Source organism: Flavobacterium adiutor (assembly GCF_048282555.1).
GTDB lineage: Bacteria > Bacteroidota > Bacteroidia > Flavobacteriales > Flavobacteriaceae > Flavobacterium.
This window is the reverse complement of sequence record NZ_CP182487.1, coordinates 586,700-605,558: the sequence shown is the minus strand read 5'-3', so window position 1 is coordinate 605,558 and position 18,859 is coordinate 586,700. Positions and strand designations below refer to the sequence as shown.

General features: G+C 36.6%; 16 protein-coding genes. 8 read left to right on the top strand and 8 right to left on the bottom strand.

Annotation, left to right across the window (positions count from 1 at the left end):
• Positions 1 to 18: 18 nt before the first annotated feature.
• The gene (locus ACNC7R_RS02580; protein WP_417939452.1) at positions 19 to 2,541 is read right to left on the bottom strand and encodes an L-rhamnose mutarotase; all 2,523 of its coding nucleotides are present in this window, start codon (positions 2,539 to 2,541) and stop codon (positions 19 to 21) included.
• Positions 2,542 to 2,944: 403 nt separating this feature from the next.
• On the opposite strand from ACNC7R_RS02580, the gene ACNC7R_RS02575 reads away from it, so the two are divergent.
• A complete protein-coding gene (locus ACNC7R_RS02575; RefSeq protein WP_417939451.1) occupies positions 2,945 to 4,633 on the top strand; it encodes a glycoside hydrolase family 28 protein in 1,689 nt (562 codons plus the stop codon).
• A 70-nt stretch (positions 4,634 to 4,703) separates the two neighbouring features.
• Positions 4,704 to 5,912, top strand: a complete 1,209-nt coding sequence (gene pelA / locus ACNC7R_RS02570; RefSeq protein WP_417939450.1) for a pectate lyase — start codon at positions 4,704 to 4,706, stop codon at positions 5,910 to 5,912.
• Positions 5,913 to 5,998: 86 nt separating this feature from the next.
• Here the strand turns inward: pelA and ACNC7R_RS02565 are convergent, their stop codons facing one another.
• The 7 genes from ACNC7R_RS02565 to ACNC7R_RS02535 form a co-directional block, all read right to left on the bottom strand.
• Complete coding sequence (locus tag ACNC7R_RS02565) at positions 5,999 to 6,385, bottom strand: hypothetical protein (protein WP_417939449.1); 387 nt, start codon at positions 6,383 to 6,385, stop codon at positions 5,999 to 6,001.
• Between the two features lie 43 nt (positions 6,386 to 6,428).
• On the bottom strand, positions 6,429 to 7,262 hold the full coding sequence (locus ACNC7R_RS02560; protein WP_417939448.1) for an amidohydrolase family protein: 834 nt from the start codon (positions 7,260 to 7,262) through the stop codon (positions 6,429 to 6,431).
• A 5-nt stretch (positions 7,263 to 7,267) separates the two neighbouring features.
• Complete coding sequence (locus tag ACNC7R_RS02555; RefSeq protein ID WP_417939447.1) at positions 7,268 to 8,065, bottom strand: SDR family oxidoreductase; 798 nt, start codon at positions 8,063 to 8,065, stop codon at positions 7,268 to 7,270.
• 193 nt (positions 8,066 to 8,258) lie between these two features.
• Positions 8,259 to 9,272: a zinc-binding alcohol dehydrogenase family protein gene (locus ACNC7R_RS02550; protein ID WP_417939446.1), complete on the bottom strand. Its 1,014-nt coding sequence runs from the start codon at positions 9,270 to 9,272 to the stop codon at positions 8,259 to 8,261.
• A 1-nt stretch (position 9,273) separates the two neighbouring features.
• Positions 9,274 to 10,128, bottom strand: coding sequence for a fumarylacetoacetate hydrolase family protein (locus tag ACNC7R_RS02545; protein WP_417939445.1), 855 nt, complete (start codon positions 10,126 to 10,128; stop codon positions 9,274 to 9,276).
• 96 nt (positions 10,129 to 10,224) lie between these two features.
• Complete coding sequence (locus tag ACNC7R_RS02540) at positions 10,225 to 10,989, bottom strand: SDR family NAD(P)-dependent oxidoreductase (protein ID WP_180907605.1); 765 nt, start codon at positions 10,987 to 10,989, stop codon at positions 10,225 to 10,227.
• A 17-nt stretch (positions 10,990 to 11,006) separates the two neighbouring features.
• Positions 11,007 to 12,194 carry a glycoside hydrolase family 88/105 protein gene (locus tag ACNC7R_RS02535; RefSeq protein ID WP_417939444.1) on the bottom strand — a complete coding sequence of 396 codons (1,188 nt, stop codon included), beginning with the start codon at positions 12,192 to 12,194 and terminating at the stop codon, positions 11,007 to 11,009.
• 285 nt (positions 12,195 to 12,479) lie between these two features.
• Between ACNC7R_RS02535 and ACNC7R_RS02530 the strand changes: the two genes are divergently transcribed.
• The 6 genes from ACNC7R_RS02530 (at position 12,480) to ACNC7R_RS02505 (ending at position 18,840) form a co-directional block, all read left to right on the top strand.
• Complete coding sequence (locus tag ACNC7R_RS02530) at positions 12,480 to 13,619, top strand: ABC transporter substrate-binding protein (protein WP_417939443.1); 1,140 nt, start codon at positions 12,480 to 12,482, stop codon at positions 13,617 to 13,619.
• A gap of 4 nt (positions 13,620 to 13,623) precedes the next feature.
• Positions 13,624 to 14,766 carry a CaiB/BaiF CoA transferase family protein gene (locus ACNC7R_RS02525; protein ID WP_417939442.1) on the top strand — a complete coding sequence of 381 codons (1,143 nt, stop codon included), beginning with the start codon at positions 13,624 to 13,626 and terminating at the stop codon, positions 14,764 to 14,766.
• A gap of 4 nt (positions 14,767 to 14,770) precedes the next feature.
• Positions 14,771 to 15,907 (top strand): CaiB/BaiF CoA transferase family protein, encoded by a 1,137-nt coding sequence (locus tag ACNC7R_RS02520; protein WP_417939441.1) that lies wholly within the window; start codon positions 14,771 to 14,773, stop codon positions 15,905 to 15,907.
• A 2-nt stretch (positions 15,908 to 15,909) separates the two neighbouring features.
• Positions 15,910 to 17,133, top strand: coding sequence for an extracellular solute-binding protein (locus tag ACNC7R_RS02515; protein ID WP_417939440.1), 1,224 nt, complete (start codon positions 15,910 to 15,912; stop codon positions 17,131 to 17,133).
• Between the two features lie 2 nt (positions 17,134 to 17,135).
• Entirely contained in the window at positions 17,136 to 18,200 is a 1,065-nt protein-coding gene (locus ACNC7R_RS02510) for a Gfo/Idh/MocA family protein (RefSeq protein WP_417939439.1), read from the top strand.
• 199 nt (positions 18,201 to 18,399) lie between these two features.
• Positions 18,400 to 18,840 (top strand): MaoC/PaaZ C-terminal domain-containing protein, encoded by a 441-nt coding sequence (locus ACNC7R_RS02505; RefSeq protein ID WP_330911414.1) that lies wholly within the window; start codon positions 18,400 to 18,402, stop codon positions 18,838 to 18,840.
• The last annotated feature ends 19 nt before the right edge of the window (positions 18,841 to 18,859 follow it).

Here is an 18,859-nt window from a genome sequence, read left to right as displayed (position 1 = left end):
TATTCTTTGCTCTTTATTCTACTTTTTCTCTTCTGCTTTAACTTTGTTCAGGAAAATCCAAACTTCTCCCGGCTTTGCGCCTTCGATTCCGGTTTGGTATTTTTTCATTAAGTTGTTCCAATCGTCTACACGCGGATTGTTTTCGGTTGTTTTTGGATTTAGTTTTTCTAAGCTTTCTCCTTTCGGGATGCTGATGACCAACATTAATTGTCTTCCGTTTTTGAAAACCTGTAACTGCTGGAAATCGGCATTACAGAAACCTTTGGCGATTTCAGGCCATTTTTCGAATTGGGTTGTGTGATAATCTACGTACTCCTTTTGCAGTTTTTCGTCTTCTACCAAATTCGCAGTCAAAACGATATTCTCCCATTCAGAAACTACTTTAGCATCTTTACATCTTTGGAAATTCTGAAAATCATAAACCGGGTTCTCGTAGATTTTAATTTCCAGTTTCGGAAAAGCCAGAGCCAGTTTACGTTTGGTTCTTTCAGGTTGGTTCATCAATCCGTAAATAACCAGATGATTTTCCCATTGGTACAATTCTTCGCCTACGATTCGGAAGCCTTTTATGGTCGATTTGATTTTTTCGATATCCAGATCTTTTCCGATTACTTCAATCGCTACCGATTTTGGCATTTCCTGTAATCCCCAGGCTTCGTCAACAACCACTTCTTTCGCTAATAGGTCGTTGTATGGCGCACGAATTCCTGCATTTTGTTTGATTTTTGGATCAACAAAAGCATAATTATCCTGCCAGATGTTTCCTTTAGGACCATTGTTATTTTTCAATATTTTCTGAATCGGAATCCAGTTGTTTTTAATCGTAAAGCCCTGACTTCCTTCATCGGTATACAAGTACAGCCATAAAAATGGATCGTGTGCATACGGACTGTTGTACACTTTATCAATATAGTTTTCTTCTATGCTGCTTTCAGGCTGTGATGAAAGCGTATAAATTCCGGCTACATCGTGTAAATGTTTGGCGTAATGATGAATTTTATTTCGCTGAATTTTATTGTTACGCATTACGTTTTCGGTGTGTGTCCAGCCCCAGCCCATTGAAATGCCGCTGTAGGCCACATCCGAAATTTCGTTGTGTTCAATCGTCAGATTTTTTATAAAACCGGCAGCAATTCCCAGACATCCCCAATCTTCGTTGGCTACGTTAGTAATTAAGTTATCAGCAATCAATTCGTCTGAACAAACTATTCTTTCGTCTTTTACAGTATAAGGCAAATGTGCCTCGAATGATTCTTCAGAGAAAACACCCAGATTGATTCCGTTGCCGCCAATGTCTTTGAAGAGATTTCCTTTCACAATATTATGATTCGTTCCTCTGTGCAAATCCAAACCTGTAGAGGACAAATGCTCAAAACTACAAAATTCAAATTGTGTATTATTGGCATAATTTACCTCAACAGCTGCTCTTGGTCTTCCTACCCATCCCTGATTTTCCAAACTCGCCTGATTTGGCGTCCCCGGAGTTTTTAATTTATAGGCATCCAATAAATACATTCCCGCCTGCAAAGGCACATGACCCTGTTGTGAGGGACGAAGCCAGTTGCTATATTGGAATGAAATTCCTTTAAAATTAAAATGATGCACCGGAGTATCCAGAGTTCCTTCCATTTTCACCAAATTTTCTAAAACCGGTACAGTTACTTTAGCAGAAGCCAAATCTTCTCCTTTTCTTGGAATGTAATAGATTTTACCTTTTTTTCTGTCCAGATACCATTCTCCGGGTTCGTTGAGCATTGAAATCCCATTGTTTAAATAGAATGCTGAATTTCCGTTGTTTTTAGAAATCCACGGAGCCGGCCAGGGGTGCTCGCTCTGGATTCGGCTTTCAGGCTGCTCGAATGAAAGTCTTGCGCTGTCTTTTTTGATTTCGATATTTTTGATTCGAAGATTGGCAATCGCCCACCATTGTACGATGAACATTTCCATTCCTGTTTCAAACTTAACCGATTTGTCTTTGAAAGGAATCCAGCAGGTTTCGGTAGCAGCATCCCAGGACAAAATTCTGTCCATTTGGTTTCCAGAAGTACTTTTCGCTCTAACGGCTTTTTTTCCGTTTACCCATAATTGTCGGTAATTGATAATTTCACCTGCCTGCTGAGGAGCATTGGCTTCCCAAATTGTTCCGGCTTTTAAACCGTTTATAGCAAGTGTAGATTTTTTCCAGTCTTTAATTTCGATACCTCCGCTTAATATTGGTTTGGCATTGGCATCCGCTTCAATGATCGTCGGACTATCGGCTGTTCCGGAATCTTCAGGTCTTATAAATAAAGGTTCGTTTAAAGAATACGTTCCGTTCATTACAATAATACGGATTCCACCATTGATGGATGCATCTTTCAGGCGGCGTAATTCTCTGGCTTTTCGCACGGCCATCTGAACAGTTGCCAGCGGACTCGATTTCGTACCTGCATTAGTATCTTTCCCTTGTGGAGAAACCCAGATTTCAGCAGCTTTTAATGAGAATGTACAAATTGTTATTAACAACAGAATTAGAACTTTTGTATAGATCTTTAAACGCATTTTTTTCTTTTTTAAGGTAAATCTGCAAAGGTTATATATTTCTTAACAATATAACACTTTCAAATAAATGTATTTTTCACACTTTTTGCGAATGACGGGTACAATTTAACAGAACATAAAAATATAAGTGTCCTGCACACTCCTGTATATTTTAAATTATACTTACTTTATTGGTATAATAATGAATTACAAATCAACTTCGTTACAATTAACAATACTATAGAATCAGTATTAAATTAAATATATTGTTAATATTTTTTATAAATTTGTGCAATCGATTACATTATTGTATTTTCGTTTTTTTATGAAACTTATTTTGCAATTTGTAAAATAAGTATTATCAAGATAAATATATCCTATTATTTTGATATCAAAAATCTAAACTTTAACTAATTCAATAAGAATGAAAACTAACCTAACACAATTTTCTCGTATGCTTTTGGCTGTCCTGACCATTAGCTGTGCAGGAAAAGCGGTAGCCCAAAAGTCAAAATCCAATGGTACTTACGACAACATTGAATTTAAAATGGCAAAAGTCAATGAACCAAAAATTCCGAAAAACATTGTAAATCTTAAAGACTTTGGCGCTGTAAACGGAGGATATGTTTTAAACACAAAAGCTTTCGAAGATGCCATCAGTGCGCTTTCAAAAAAGGGTGGCGGAAAATTAATCATCCCTCCCGGAATCTGGTTAACTGGCCCAATCATCTTAAAAAGCAAAATCGAATTACATGCACAAACTGGAGCATTGATCAAATTCTCCCCTGATAAAAGTTTATATCCAATTATCGAAACCAGCTTTGAAGGTTTAAACACCTGGCGTTGTATCTCTCCACTTTACGGGAAAAATCTTGAAGATGTTGCCTTTACAGGAAATGGTGTATGGGATGGTTCAGGCGAAGTTTGGAGACAGGTTAAAAAAAGTAAACTAACAGAAAGCCAATGGAAGAAATTTGTCGAATCAGGCGGTGTGCTTAACGAAAGTAAAACGAGCTGGTATCCATCTGAAACTTTCATGAAAGCTTCTGTAGGAGCAGATCAGAATGTACGTCTGGATTTAAAAACTAAAGAAGAGTTTGAAGCGATTCATGATTTCCTTCGTCCGGTATTGGTGAGTATTCAAAATAGTAAAAGAGTATTGTTTGACGGACCTGTATTTCAAAATTCTCCGGCATGGAACATTCACCCATTGATGATTGAAGATTTGATTGTTCGAAATATAACGGTTCGTAACCCTTGGTTTTCACAAAATGGAGATGGTCTTGACGTAGAATCCTGCAAAAATGTAATCGTTGAAAATTCAAGTTTTGATGTGGGAGATGACGCAATCTGTATCAAATCAGGTAAAGACAAAGACGGTCGTGACAGAGGTGTTCCGTGTGAAAACATCATCATAAAAAACAACATTGTGTATCATGGTCATGGTGGTGTTACGGTTGGAAGTGAAATGTCCGGAGGCGTAAAAAACATGCACGTTTCGAATTGTACTTTTATGGGTACTGATGTTGGGCTGCGTTTTAAGAGTAACCGTGGACGCGGAGGTGTTGTAGAAAATATTTTTATTTCTGACATTTTCATGACCGATATTCCCTCTCAGGCGATTTCATTCAACCTTTATTATGGAGGAAAATCCATTGCTGAAACTTTGGAAGAAGGTGGTGCGAAAATTGTCAATCAAAAAATGCCTGTAGATGAAAAAACGCCTCAGTTCAAAAATATTTCGATAAAAAATATAACAATCAAAGGGGCACAACAAGCTGTATTTTTACAAGGACTTCCTGAAATGAACCTGGAAAATATTGAAATTTCTAATCTGATTGCAAAAGCAGAAAATGGATTTACTATTGTTGATGCTAACGGAATTAAAATTCACAATGCAAAACTAGATATTGAAAAACCAAATGTAATTGATATTTACAACGGTAAAAACATGTCGTTTAAGGATATTGAATTCAATTCTACTTCATCTAAAGCCATTACTATTAATGGAGAAGCTACTGAGAATGTAGAATTTGTTTCTTCAGCGAATTCAAATTTTGACAAAAAAACGGTTATAGGAGAAACTGTTCCAAAATCTGCGGTAAAACTATAGTTAATTAAACCATTATCCTTCAGTTGTGTCTAAGTTCAAACTAAACACAACTGAAGTTCATCAAATTACTATGAAAACATCACAAAGTCTGTCCAGAAATAAGAGTTTATTATTTGGCATCCTACTCACCTCTTTTTCGTTTCTTTATTCAGGCGCTCAATCTGAAAAAGACAAAAAGACGACAGTAATCAGTACAAAACCATTTAGCGACAGTATGAATCACTGGTATGGTATTGCCGATAAAAACAATATTGTCAATCCGATTCCGAATCAGCCAAAATATGAAGAATCCGAATACACCAAAATTGCGGATAACATCATCTATTTTCAGCGCGATAATGGCGGATGGCCAAAAAATTATGACATGCGTGCTATTTTGACAACTGAACAAATAAATGATATTGTAGGTTCAAGGTCAGTTTTGCATACCACTTTTGACAACGGCACCACTTATACTCATGTCTATTATCTGGCGCAGGTTTATACACTGACCAAAATAGAAAAATACAAAACAGCTTGTCTGAAAGGAATTGATTTTATTTTAGAAGCGCAATATCCTAATGGTGGATGGCCTCAATATTATCCACTCGAAAAAGGATACAGCCGCCATATTACTTTTAATGACGGTGCTTATATGGGGATTATGAATTTGCTGGATAAAATAGTAAATAACGATCCTAATTTTAGTTTTATAGATGCTGAAACAAAAAGCAAAGTAAATACAGCTTATGAAAAAGGAATTGACTGCATTTTAAAAACACAAATTTCTGACCATGGAAAACTGAGTGCCTGGTGCCAGCAGCATGACGAGGTAACTTTACTTCCGGTATGGGCGAGAAAATTTGAACCGCCAAGTGTCAGTAATGCAGAAAGTGTTGATATTGTCTTATTTTTAATGAAAATTGAAAATCCTAGTGAACAGGTTATAAGAGCGGTACAAAGTGCCGTTAAGTGGTTTGAGGATTCTAAAATATACAATACCAGAGTAGAAACTTTTGAAGCTCCGGAGATGGATTCAAAATTCAAAAAAATTAAAGACGATCGTCGTGTTGTAAATGATCCGACAGCACCACCAATCTGGACCCGTTATTACGAATTAGGAACAGGAAAACCTTTGTTTTGTGACAGGGACAGTGTATACTTATATTCATTAGCAGAAGTAAGCCGCGAACGCCGAACAGGTTATGCCTGGTACACCTACAATCCTGAAAAAGTATTGAAAAAGTATCCTGAATGGCAGAAAAAATGGACTCCTGAAACTGATGTTTTAAAAAAATAAAAAGTCTAAACTGATCATAAAAAAAGCGTGAATTGTAGAAATTCACGCTTTTTTTTATATTACAATATTATGGAATCTTAATCCAATCACTTATTAATATCATCATATGTTAAATAGTCTTTTCTACTAATAGTAAATATTTGCAATCCATTACCGTCCATAATTAATCCTAGACTTTCGTCATTTTTGGGAAAATAAATTTGATAGTTCTGACCATTATTTAATAGAATTTTATAGGTATCAACAGACTTATCTGAAGAACCATGATGCCCCATTCCGCTTTGAATATAACTATGAATTATAGACTTCCCTGAGCTATCTTTTATAGTAATTTCTTTTTGCGAAAAAGTAATTTGATGTTTTTTACCTTTTAAATCTAATGCTTTCCATTTACCTTGATAAGCATCTGATCCTTCACATGATAGAATTAACAATAGTAAACATATACCCAAAACTAATTTTACTTTTTTCATGACAATAATTTCTGTGTATAGTTTTCCAAAGATTGCATACAACTTAGTCATTCAACTTATAAAATGATTTAGCATTTTCAAACCAGATTTTATTCTGATCTTCAATTGAAAGCTGTGATATGTAATCTTCTAATGTTTTTACCAGTTCCTTATAATCAGAAGCTACATTGCAAACCGGCCAGTCGGATCCGAACAGTATTTTATCTGCAGAGAAGTTTTCAAAAATCACATCCAGATACGGTTTTAAATCGGATGGTTTCCAATTGTTCCAATCGGCTTCTGTAACCATTCCGGAGATTTTACACCATACATTTTCAAATTTTGAAATTGCTTCAATTCCTTTTTTCCATGATGTAATATCACCCGATTTTATATCCGGTTTTGCAATATGATCAATGACAAACTTTTGTTCAGGAAATGTTTTTACCAAATCGATTGCAGCTGGCAACTGACGATGAAAAATCAAAATATCATAAGTAAAGTCAAACTCTTTTAAGGCTACGATTCCGTTACGGAATTCCTTTCCGAACATAAAATCATCAGGTTCTCCCTGCACAACATGCCTGAACCCTTTTAAGGTTGAATATTTAGAAAAGTGTCTTAATCGGTCTGAAATGTTTTCACTTCTTAAATCAACCCAGCCTACAACTCCTTTTATAAAATCATTTTTTGAAGCGAGATCCAGTAAAAAATTAGTTTCTTCTTCAGACTGACTTGCCTGAACCGCTACGCATCCCGAAAATTGATTTTCTGAAAGCAATGGCGACAAATCTTGGGGTAAAAAATCCCTTTGAATCTTTTGCATCGAATCATCAATCCAGCTATCTCTAACCGGATCAAATATCCAAAAATGCTGATGGGAGTCAATTCGATTCATACCAATTAATTTACATCACTGATTAAAGCACGATCCAAATGCACATAACCTCCTTCTACGAAAACAAATTGTCCCGTAGTATGGGAAGATCGATCTGAAACAATAAAAAGCGCCGTATCTGCAATTTCTACTGTTGTAGTCATTCTGGACTCAAACGGAATACTTTTATTGATTTTTTTCAAAACTGCTTCACCATCCGGTACTGTTTTGATCCAGTCTTCGTATGCCGGTGTGTAACATTCAGCAATAATGATCGCATTAGAACGAATTCCGTACTGAATCAAATCCACTGCCCATTCTCTCGTAAGTCCAAGAACACCGCCTTTTGCAGCAGCATATCCTGACGTTCCGCCTTGTCCCGTCAAAGCTACTTTTGAACCAATATTCAAAATGTTTCCTTTTGATTCTTTTAGGTATGGAAGTGCAAATTTCACCAGCAAAAAGTAACTTACCACATTAAGCTTTAATGAATCCATAAACTCTTCGTAAGTAGCATCTAAACCCGCACCGTCATTTACACCTACGTTATTGATCACAACATCTATTCTGCCGTATTTTTTCGCAATCTCAGCAACTGCTTTTTCCATCTGGACAGGATCAGTCACATCCGTTTGTACAAACAACGAATCGATTCCTTTCTTCTGCAAAGCTTCCGCATAACCAAAGCCTCTGCTGTTTCTGTCCACCAAAACCGGAATAGCACCTTCATCCGCTAATCGATTGATGATGGTCTCACCAATACTTCCTTCTTTTCCAGCCGATCCTGAAACGACTACAATTTTACCTTTTAAATGTAAATCCATTTTTTGTGTTTATTTATGGTTTTAAATAGCTGTAAATATTTTAACACATAGAAACATAGCTTTAGAAACATACGAAAAAGGCGCTTCACTTGCATACAAACACATAGCTATGTGTGAGAAACTAGTTTCTTTCAACTCTCTTTCAAAAAATAAAAAACCTATGTTTCTATGTGTTTAAAACTATAGTTTAATCTTAATTTATCTCGATTAACGCTTTAATAGTATTATTTTTTGGATCAATCCATTTTCCAAATTCACTGATCATATCCTCAAAATCAGCTCTGTGCGTGATGTACTTCTTGGGATCAATTTTCCCAGCTTTCAGGCATTCCATTACATATTCAAAATCTTCCATGGTAGCATTACGGCTGCTCATCAAAGTAGATTCCCTTTTATGAAAATCAGGATGACTGAAGCTCAATTCTCCTTTTTGAAGTCCCACCAATACGAATCTTCCGCCATGCGAAATATAATTAAAGGCACTGTTCATCACTTTTTGGTTTCCGGTAGCATCAATCACTACGTTTGCCATATCGCCATTGGTCAGTTCTTTTAATCTTTCGGCCACATCTTCATTTAACGGATTGATGGTTTCATCAGCATTCAGTTCATTTTTACAAAAACCTAATCGGTAGTCATTGATATCCATTACAATCACTTTAGCTCCGGCAATCTTAGCAAACTGAATCAATCCAATTCCGATTGGTCCTGCACCCATTACCAAAACGGTATCGGTTGCTTTTACAGCCGCTCTTCTTACTCCGTGTGCTGCAATCGCTAATGGTTCAACTAAAGCCAGTTCATCATAATCCAGACCTTGTCCGTGCAGTAAATACTGTTCCGGAATCGTAACATACTCGGCCATTCCGCCGTCAATATGCACGCCGAAGACTTTGATATTGGCACAACAATTAGTCAGACCATTTCGACAGGCAACACATGTTCCACAGCTGAAATAAGGAATAAACGTTACTTTATCGCCCGGCTCGAAACCTTTTGCATTTCCTTTTATATATTCAGCAGCCAGTTCATGGCCTAAAATTCTTGGGTATTCAAAATAAGGCTGTGTTCCTCCAAAAGCGTGAATATCGGTTCCGCAGACACCTATCCTTCTAATTTTCAAAAGCACTTCGCCTTCCTTTGGTTCTGGCATTGGTTTCTCTTTGTATAGAAACTCCTGCGGTTTTTCACAAACAATATATTTCATTTTATTTAGAATAAGCTTTAGCTATTTGTTTACTTGATCCCAGACCGTCCATACCCAATTCGATAACGTCACCTGGTTTGATATAGATTGGATCCGGCTTGATACCTAATCCAACTCCAGGAGGTGTTCCTGTACTAATGACATCACCAGGAAGCAACGTCATAAACTGACTTAGATAATGCACTAAAAATGGAATTTTAAAAACCAGATTAGAAGTATTACTGTTTTGGAATTTCTTTCCGTTAACAGTTAACCACATTGGTAAATTATTTACATCAGCGATTTCGTCCTGCGTAGCCAAAAATGGTCCAAGAGGAGCGAAAGTATCACAACCTTTTCCTTTTGCCCATTGTCCACCCATTTCGATTTGGAAAGCTCTTTCGCTGTAATCATTCAATAAAGCATATCCTGCTACATAGTCTAAAGCTTCTGCTTCTTCTACATAACTTGCTTTTTTACCTACTACAAATGCCAATTCGATTTCCCAGTCTGTTTTTTCACTGTTTTTTGGGATAACCAAATCATCATTTGGGCCACATAAAGAGGTAGTTGATTTGAAAAAGATAATGGGTTCTGTTGGAATCGGAGCACCAGTTTCATGACAATGATCTACATAATTCAATCCGATACAGATTATTTTTGAAGGTCTCGCAACCGGAGAACCTAAACGAACATTTGCATCGACTTCTGGTAAAACCGGATTGCTTTCTAAAGCTTTTTTTAATTTTTCCAAACCATTGTCTTCGAAAAAAGCTTCGTTAAAATCCGAAACAATTGAAGAAACATCATATCTTTTTTCCCCAATAATAACACCCGGTTTTTCTTTTCCAGCAGCTCCAAAACGTATTAATTTCATTTTCTTAATTTTTTAAGTTACTAAGATTCTAAGGTTCTGAGTTTCTAAGGCTAAAATCTTAGCAGCTTAATATCTCAGAACCTTAGCATCTCTTTTTTAATTATTTAATTTTATAAATCCTCCATCAATAGGATAATCACTTCCGGTAATGAATCCGGCTTCATCACTACATAAGTAAAGTGCCAGTGCAGCAATTTCGTCTGGTTGTCCCATACGTCCGATTGGCTGCGACTTAGACAGTTTTTCAAAAATTTCAGCTTCTTTGCCTGGATAATTTTTATTGATAAATCCGTCTACAAAAGGTGTATGCACCCTTGCAGGTGAAATCGAATTGCAGCGAATCCCTTCATCTATGTAATCTCTCGCCACTGATAAAGTCATTGCCATTACAGCTCCTTTAGCAGTTGAATAAGCGAAACGATCCTGAATACCGACCCATGATGCTATAGAGGCCATGTTCAAAATGACACCTCCATTTGACAATCTAAATTGCGGAATCGCAGCATACAAACAGTTGTAAACGCCTTTTACATTTACATCCATCACTCTTTGGAAATCGATTTCCAAAGTTGTGTCTACTTTTCCAACATGGGCAATACCGGCATTATTAATCAAAATATGGATATTTCCAATTTTTTCAAATGTATCGACTACCTCTTTCTGATTTACTACATTGCACGCATATGAAAATACTTTTCCACCTAATTGCTCAATATCAGCAACTGCATCCTGAGCACTTTCAATAGTTAAATCAATAATGTGAATTTCTGCTCCTTGTTTCGCAAACAAAGTTGCAATAGCCCTTCCTATTCCACTTCCTCCGCCGGTTATGACGGCTTTTTTATTTTGTAATGAAAACATATTTTTAAATTATAGTATTATTTATTTAGTTCTAAAGCAGCCAGAATAAAAGGTCCGGTTACTTTAGGATCATTATCTTTTCTTTTTTCATTAATATAATATTCATACGAACCATCACGATATGGATTTCCTCCTAAACCAGCAACAGCACAGGCATTCGTAATTTCAATTTCTCCATTTGGATATACTTTAACAAATTTTGAAGTAATACCATCAAAGGCCTTTTCAGCAATTTTTTTGAATTTTTTAGACAAATATCCTTTTTTTGCTCCCTTCGCAAAAGCATAAGCAAACATAGCCGTACCAGAAGTTTCTAAATAATTGCCTTCTCTTGTTCCCATATCGGTTACCTGATACCATAAACCTGACGGATCCTGAAATTTGACTAATGCGTTAGAAATGTTATTCAAATACAAAATCAGTTCGTTTCGTTTTGGATGATTTTTAGGAAAATAATCCAGAACATCTACCAATCCCATCACATACCATCCCATTGACCGGGACCAAAAGTTAGGTGAAACACCAGTTTCTTTATTGGCCCATGGCATTTGTTTAGTCTCATCCCAGGCATGGTATAACAATCCTGTCTTTGAATCCGTTGCCTTTTCCTGAATCAATTCAAATTCATGAGCAACATCATCTAACTTAGCTCCATTTTCGAACGTAAAGGTATATTCTGCATAAAATGGTTCTCCCATATACAAGCCATCCAGCCACATTTGGTTGGGATATATTTTTTTGTGCCAAAAACCACCACTTGGGGTACGAGGCTGCTCTTCTAATTGTTTACGCAGGGTCTGCATGGCAGTTAAATACCGTTTGTCTTTAGTCTGTTCATAAATATCAAACAAAATTCGGCCTGTAGGGATATTATCTATATTAAAGGACTCGTATTTATAGGTTTTAATGTTTCCGTCGGCATCAATCAATTCATCAGCATATTGTTTGGCATAAGCTGCATATTTTTCATCATTTTTTTGCTTGCCTAATTGTTGAAAAGCATAGGTAACCAAACCATGAACATAACTTATATGTGCTACTGGAGCATCATCAATCATATACGATTGAGGATGACGCTGCATTAATGTTAAAGCCATTCTTTCTGACCATTTTAGCTTCGTTGGAATTGTATTTTGAGCATTTGAAATTGCCGTTACAAAAATCAGTAAGACAATCATTTTGGAAAGAAAAGAAATTTTAAGCATACTGCTACTTTAAAAATTGTATTATGAAAAATTGGCATAAAATAAATGTGATTTCCACATTTACAAATATAAAACTTAATATGAATACCCGGCACTTATTTTAAGAATCAGTCCTTAAAAATAGATATAATTAAAAACAATATCACATTTTATGTGTAATTTGTACAAAATATAAAAAAAACCTGCACTATTTGAGAAAAAATAAATCATATAATCTTAGCAATTGAATCTAATTTCTATATTTGTAAATGTGGAAATTACATTTATTAAATTTAGACTATTAAAATGAAAAAACTAAAAGGGATTACGTGGAACCACACCAGAGGATTATTGCCGATGGTGGCCACAGCTCAGCGTTTTACAGAGCTGAATCCTGATATAGAAATAAGTTGGGAAAAAAGAAGTTTACAGGAATTTGCAGACGCTTCTATTGAAGATTTAGCTAAAAGATTTGACCTCTTGGTTATAGATCATCCCTGGACAGGATTTGGTGCCGATACCAAAACAATTTTACCTTTATCAGATTATCTTCCTGCCGAATATATAAAAGATCAGGAAATCAATACCGTTGGTAAGTCTTACGGAAGCTACGTCTTTCACAATAAATTATGGGCATTACCAATAGATGCAGCAACTCCTGTAGCAGCCGCAAGGTTAGATATTTTGGAAAAAAATGGGTTAAAAGTTCCGCAAACCTATGATGATTTATTGGCTTTAGCAAAAAAAGGATTGATCGCTTTTGCAGGAATTCCGGTAGATTCGCTAATGACTTTTTACTCTTTTTGCTGCAGTTTAGGTGAAACTCCTTTTCAGTCTCAGGAAAAAGTAATTTCTGTGGAAACAGGAAAAAAAGCTTTGCAAATGCATCGTGAACTTGCTCAATTAATGGATTCGGCTAATTTTAACCGTAATCCGATTCAGGTATATGAAGCTATGGTGAATTCGGATGAGATTGCTTACTGCCCTTTTGCGTATGGCTATTCTAATTATTCAAGAATTGGTTACAGCAAAAATCTGCTTCATTTTTATGACTTGGTAAAATTGAATGACAAACCGATGATTAGTTCTTTGGGCGGAACCGGTTTGGCTGTTTCTTCTTTCAGTCAGCATATTCCGGAAGCAATAAAATATGCTGAATTTACAGGGTCTCCTCAGGTACAAAAAAATATTTTTTCAGATAATGGCGGACAACCGGGGCATTTGCAAGCCTGGAAAAATGACCGAATTAACGGCATAACCCATGATTATTTCAAAAATACATTACCTGCTTTAGAAAGAGCTTTTTTAAGACCAAGATATTCCGGACACATGTATTTTCAGGATCATGCAGGAGATGTGGTTCGTGATTATTTAATGAATGGAGGCGATGAAGAAGTTGCTTTATCCGCAATGGATGCTCTTTACATCAAGTCTTTAAACCTATAACAGCATGAGACCATTAGAAGGATTAATTGTATTGGAGTTTTGTCAGTTTTTGGCAGGGCCTTCTGCCGGATTAAAATTAGCTGATTTAGGAGCGAGAGTAATTAAAATCGAACGCCCTGTTAAAGGTGAAGCCTGTCGCCAATTGAGCATCAAAGATCTTTTTGTGGATGACAGCAGTTTGTTGTTTCATACCATTAACAGAAATAAAGAATCATTTGCAGCTGATCTTAAAAATCCTGAAGATTTAATTTTAGTAAAAAAAATAATCGCCAAAGCTGATATTATGACGCATAATTTCAGACCGGGCGTAATGGATAAAATTGGTTTGACATTTAACGATGTTTTAAATATCAATCCAAAAATAATCTACGGAACTATAACCGGTTACGGAGACAAAGGGCCATGGGCAAATAAACCCGGACAGGATTTATTACTGCAGTCACTTTCAGGATTAAGCTGGCTGAGTGGGAGAAAAAGTCAGGGACCCGTTCCGTTTGGTCTGGCTGTAGCCGATTTGATGTGCGGAAATCATTTTGTACAGGGAATTTTGGCTGCGTTATTGAAAAGAGCCAAAACAGGAAAAGGGGTTTTGGTAGAAGTAAGTTTACTCGAATCTGTTTTGGATGTTCAGTTTGAAGCCATAACTTCCTATTTAAATGACGGCGGACAACAGCCTCAAAGAAGTGATGTAAAAGGAAGCGCTCATGCTTTTCTAAGTGCCCCTTATGGTGTTTACCAAACTAAGGACGGTTACATTTCTTTAGCAATGGGAGATTTGCTTTTTATTGGAAGTATTTTGGAAATCGATTTCCAAAATTACACTGATAAACACAAATGGTTTTCGCAAAGAGATGAAATCAGGGAATTATTAGCCGAAAAACTGAATACTAAAACAGCAGATTATTGGATTGAATTACTTCAAAAACAAGGAGTTTGGTGTGGCAAAGTACTTAATTACCAGGAATTAGACAGCCAATCCTTTGTGAATGAACTGCAATTGAAACAAACGGTACAAAATTCGGCAGGCGAAAAATTGGTTACAACAAGAAGCCCAATTCAACTGGATGGTGAAATTTTAACCAGTACCAAAGCAGCACCTAAAGTTGGCGAAGACAATTTAACAATACACGAACAATTTTTAAACTAGCAGGATGAAACCATTAGAAGATTATTTAATAGTAGATTTTAGCCAGTTTCTTTCCGGTCCCTCAGCCAGTTTACGCTTGGCAGATCTGGGTGCCCGTGTGATAAAAATTGAGAAACCCGGAACTGGAGATATCTGCCGAACCTTATATACGTCTGATTTGATTATGAATGGAGAATCTTCTGTATTTCATACCATCAACAGAAACAAAGAATCATTCGCTATCGATTTTAAAGACCCGAATGAACTCGAAAAGCTAAAAAAATTGCTGGCTAAAGCCGATGTTGTCATGCACAATTTCAGACCCGGCGTAATGGAACGTGTAGGTTTGAGTTATGATGAAGTCGCAGTAATCAATCCTAATATCATCTATGCCGAAATTTCAGGCTACGGTACAAAATCCAAACTAAAAGATTTACCCGGACAGGATTTATTACTGCAATCGCTGACAGCCTTAACCTGGCTGAGCGGGAATCAGGAAGATGGTCCGGTTCCGATGGGATTATCGATTGTAGACATGTTAGCGGGAGCACATTTGGCACAAGGAATTTTAGCTGCTTTATATAGAAAAGTAACTCATAATATCGGGGCGAAAGTTCAGGTAAGTATGCTGGAATCTGCTTTTGATTTTCAGTTTGAAACCATTACTACTTATTTTAACGACGGTGGTGAAGTGCCTGTTCGGACAAAATCCAACAATGCTCACGCTTATCTGGGTGCGCCTTATGGAATTTACAAAACTCAAAATGGCTACTTAGCGCTGGCTATGGGATCGATTCCGGTTTTGGCTTCGCTTTTAAAATGTGATGAATTATTGCAGTTTCCTGAAAATAAATTTGAATTGAGGGATGACATCAAGAATATTCTAGCCGAACATTTGCAAACTCAGGAAACGCAACACTGGCTGGATATTTTGGAGCCCGCTGATATTTGGTGTGCCAAAGTCCTGAACTATAAACAGCTTTTTGCAGAAGAGGGTTTTCAGGTTCTGAATTTCGTGCAGCGAGTTGAAATGCTGGACAGCTACACTTATAAAACAACCCGATGTCCTATTAGAATTGACGGAGAAATTTTCACATCAGGTAAAGGTTCTCCAAAATTAGGACAGGACAACGAGCGAATTATTAAAGAATTTATAGCTTAATAATGGAAAAGTTAAGAATCGCTGTCAGGAAATTTGATCCTTTTGAAAGTACACTGCAAAAGCTGTGGGATTTGTTCTGCCTGAAAAACAGTATTACTATTGAAGCAGAAATGATTCCGCTGGAACTGCACGATTTATACGAAGAAACCATTACCAATAAAGGTTTAATAAACGGAAACTGGGATATCGCGCATATCAATACCGACTGGATTTTTGATGCTGCGAATGAAAAAGCGGTTCTGGATTTGACTTCATTAATTACTGAGAATCCTCCTCAAAATTATCCTGAAGGCTGGCATCAGTCTCTATTGCATTTACAACAGATTAATAACGGGACTTACGGGCTTCCTTTCCACGATGGGCCGGAATGTCTGATTTATAGAAAAGATTTATTTGAAAATCCGACTGAAAAAGAAAATTTCAAAAAGGAATTTGGATACGAATTACTTCCTCCCAAAACCTGGGAACAATTCACTCAAATTGCTGAATTTTTCAACCGCCCTGAGCAAAATTTATACGGTTCTGTTTTTGCACATTATCCTGATGGTCACAATATGGTTTTTGATTTTTGTCTGCAATTATGGACCAGAGGCGGCTCTTTATTGAATACTAAAAATCAAATCGACATTAACCATAAGGCAGCGATTGATGCTTTGGATTTTTACAGAACAATAGCCAACAATAAAAAAGCCATTCATCCGCAATCAAAAAAATTTGGGTCAGTTGAAGCCGGTATGGCTTTTGCCAAAGGAGAAGCGGCAATGGCCATCAACTGGTTTGGATTTGCCTCCATGTGTGAAGTGATTGAAGAATCAACTGTAAAAGGAAAAGTAAATATCACAGAATTACCACATGATGAAAACCATAAAACGGCTTCGTTAAATGTATATTGGCTATATACTATTGGAACAGGAAGCAAACATCAAAAACTGGCATACGCTTTTCTGAGATTTGCAACAACCCCTGAAAGTGATAAGTTATTAACAACTGAAGGTGGAATCGGTTGCCGTAAATCTACGTGGAATGATGTTGAAATCAACACTACTATTCCGTTTTATCATAAACTGGAAACATTACATGAAAATGCTTTGACACTTCCTCAAACTCCGGTTTGGCCAAAAGTAGCCGAGCTTATTGACAAGATGGTTTTAACATCATTAGAAAGCAACATCCCATCCGAAAAATTATTAGAAGAAACACAGAATCTTATTCTGCAAATTATATAATTATGACTATTCCATATAAACCCTTATTACCAGAAACAACCCAACCGATTATTATTATTGGAGCAAGCGGTATCGTAAAAGATGCTCATCTTCCAGCTTATAAAATGGCTGGCATGAGTGTTTTTGGTATTACCAACAGAACGCTCTCGAAGGCGCAGGATATGGCAAAACAATTTGGCATTCCGAATGTGTTTGAAAATGTGGCTGAAGCAGTAAAAAACGCTCCATCGAACGCAGTGTACGACATTACCGTATTACCTGATCAATATATAGAAATATTAGAACAGCTTCCAGATGGTGCTGCAGTGCTGATTCAAAAACCTATGGGAAATGATTTGGCCCAGGCCAGAGAAATTGTTGCCGTTTGCGAAAGAAAAAAATTAGTCGCTGCCATCAATTTTCAGTTGCGTTTTGCCTCTTTTGTCAGTGCAGCACGATACATAATAAATCAGGGTATGATTGGCGATTTGTATGATTTAGAATTTAAAGTTACGGTAAATACCCCTTGGGAATTGTTCCCACTGATTAAGGAGCATCCAAGATTGGAGATTCTATTTCACAGTGTGCATTATATTGACTGCATTCGTTCGTTTTTAGGAAACCCAAAAGGGGTTTATGCCAAAACGACTCATCATCCTTTGAAAAAATTATCTTCGTGCCGTTCTTCGATTATTTTGGATTATAGCGATTCGATGCGTGTGGTTATCAATACCAATCACGATCATCATTTTGGCTCTAAACACGAAGAAAGCTACATCAAATGGGAAGGAACAAAGGGAGCAATCAAAGCCAAAATGGGCTTGTTGATGAATTACCCTGACGGTATGCCGGACGAATTTGAAGTTGCTTTGGAAAAAGATGGTACATACGAATGGGAAAAAATCAATTTGGAAGGTTCCTGGTTTCCGGAGGCTTTTATTGGTACCATGTCAAATTTGATGCGCTTTAAAGAAGGTTCCGATGACAAATTATTAGCAAGTGTTCAGGATGTGCTAGATACGATGAAGGTTGTTGAAGCTTGTTACATCAGTAATCAAAAAGGTGGAATTCCACTAAATGAGTTATAACAATAGTTGCCCGCGTTAACGATTGAAGCGGCATCCTTTTTTGGCTTTTTCTGCCAAAAAAGATACAGCGGGAAGCGTGTTAAAACGCCCAAAAAAATTATATAAATATAGTAATTAGTCGCTAGTCCATAGTAATTAGCTAATCACTAAGAAATAATCACTAAGGACTAATCACTAAGGACTTAAAAACTAAAAAGATATGTATTTCAAATCGACATTTTTCGAAGACTATCAACTTAATGATAAAAGAGTTACATTAGGCAGAACAATTACAGAAACAGATTTTGTAGTTCATGCGGGACATACCGGCGATTTTTTTCCGCATCACATGGATGAAGAATGGTGCAAAACTCAGCCTTTCGGACAGCGAATTGCCCACGGAACAATGGTTTTCAGTATTGGCATTGGTTTAACAGCATCTGAAATAAATCCGGAAGCTTTTTCTAAAGGCTATGACCGAATGCGATTTGTAAAACCGGTTCATATTGGTGACACTATTCATTCTGAAATTACGATTTCTGAAAAAGGAGAAGCTAAAAAACCCAATATGGGAACCGTGACCGAGCATGTAGAAATCATCAACCAACGAGGTGAAGTGGTTCTCGTATGTGATCACCTTTTATTAGTAAAAAAGAAATAATCCTAAAATAAAATCTAAC

Excerpts from the sequence above, each read along its gene's own strand:
- ACNC7R_RS02540 (WP_180907605.1), bottom strand. The coding sequence starts at position 10,989 with ATGTTTTCATTACAAAATAAAAAAGCCGTCATAACCGGCGGAGGAAGT.
- ACNC7R_RS02505 (WP_330911414.1), top strand. The coding sequence starts at position 18,400 with ATGTATTTCAAATCGACATTTTTCGAAGACTATCAACTTAATGATAAA.
- ACNC7R_RS02515 (WP_417939440.1), top strand. The coding sequence starts at position 15,910 with ATGGAAAAGTTAAGAATCGCTGTCAGGAAATTTGATCCTTTTGAAAGT.
- ACNC7R_RS02580 (WP_417939452.1), bottom strand. The coding sequence starts at position 2,541 with ATGCGTTTAAAGATCTATACAAAAGTTCTAATTCTGTTGTTAATAACA.
- ACNC7R_RS02545 (WP_417939445.1), bottom strand. The coding sequence starts at position 10,128 with ATGAAATTAATACGTTTTGGAGCTGCTGGAAAAGAAAAACCGGGTGTT.
- ACNC7R_RS02575 (WP_417939451.1), top strand. The coding sequence starts at position 2,945 with ATGAAAACTAACCTAACACAATTTTCTCGTATGCTTTTGGCTGTCCTG.
- ACNC7R_RS02560 (WP_417939448.1), bottom strand. The coding sequence starts at position 7,262 with ATGAATCGAATTGACTCCCATCAGCATTTTTGGATATTTGATCCGGTT.
- ACNC7R_RS02520 (WP_417939441.1), top strand. The coding sequence starts at position 14,771 with ATGAAACCATTAGAAGATTATTTAATAGTAGATTTTAGCCAGTTTCTT.
- ACNC7R_RS02535 (WP_417939444.1), bottom strand. The coding sequence starts at position 12,194 with ATGCTTAAAATTTCTTTTCTTTCCAAAATGATTGTCTTACTGATTTTT.
- ACNC7R_RS02550 (WP_417939446.1), bottom strand. The coding sequence starts at position 9,272 with ATGAAATATATTGTTTGTGAAAAACCGCAGGAGTTTCTATACAAAGAG.
- ACNC7R_RS02525 (WP_417939442.1), top strand. The coding sequence starts at position 13,624 with ATGAGACCATTAGAAGGATTAATTGTATTGGAGTTTTGTCAGTTTTTG.
- pelA (WP_417939450.1), top strand. The coding sequence starts at position 4,704 with ATGAAAACATCACAAAGTCTGTCCAGAAATAAGAGTTTATTATTTGGC.
- ACNC7R_RS02565 (WP_417939449.1), bottom strand. The coding sequence starts at position 6,385 with ATGAAAAAAGTAAAATTAGTTTTGGGTATATGTTTACTATTGTTAATT.
- ACNC7R_RS02510 (WP_417939439.1), top strand. The coding sequence starts at position 17,136 with ATGACTATTCCATATAAACCCTTATTACCAGAAACAACCCAACCGATT.
- ACNC7R_RS02555 (WP_417939447.1), bottom strand. The coding sequence starts at position 8,065 with ATGGATTTACATTTAAAAGGTAAAATTGTAGTCGTTTCAGGATCGGCT.
- ACNC7R_RS02530 (WP_417939443.1), top strand. The coding sequence starts at position 12,480 with ATGAAAAAACTAAAAGGGATTACGTGGAACCACACCAGAGGATTATTG.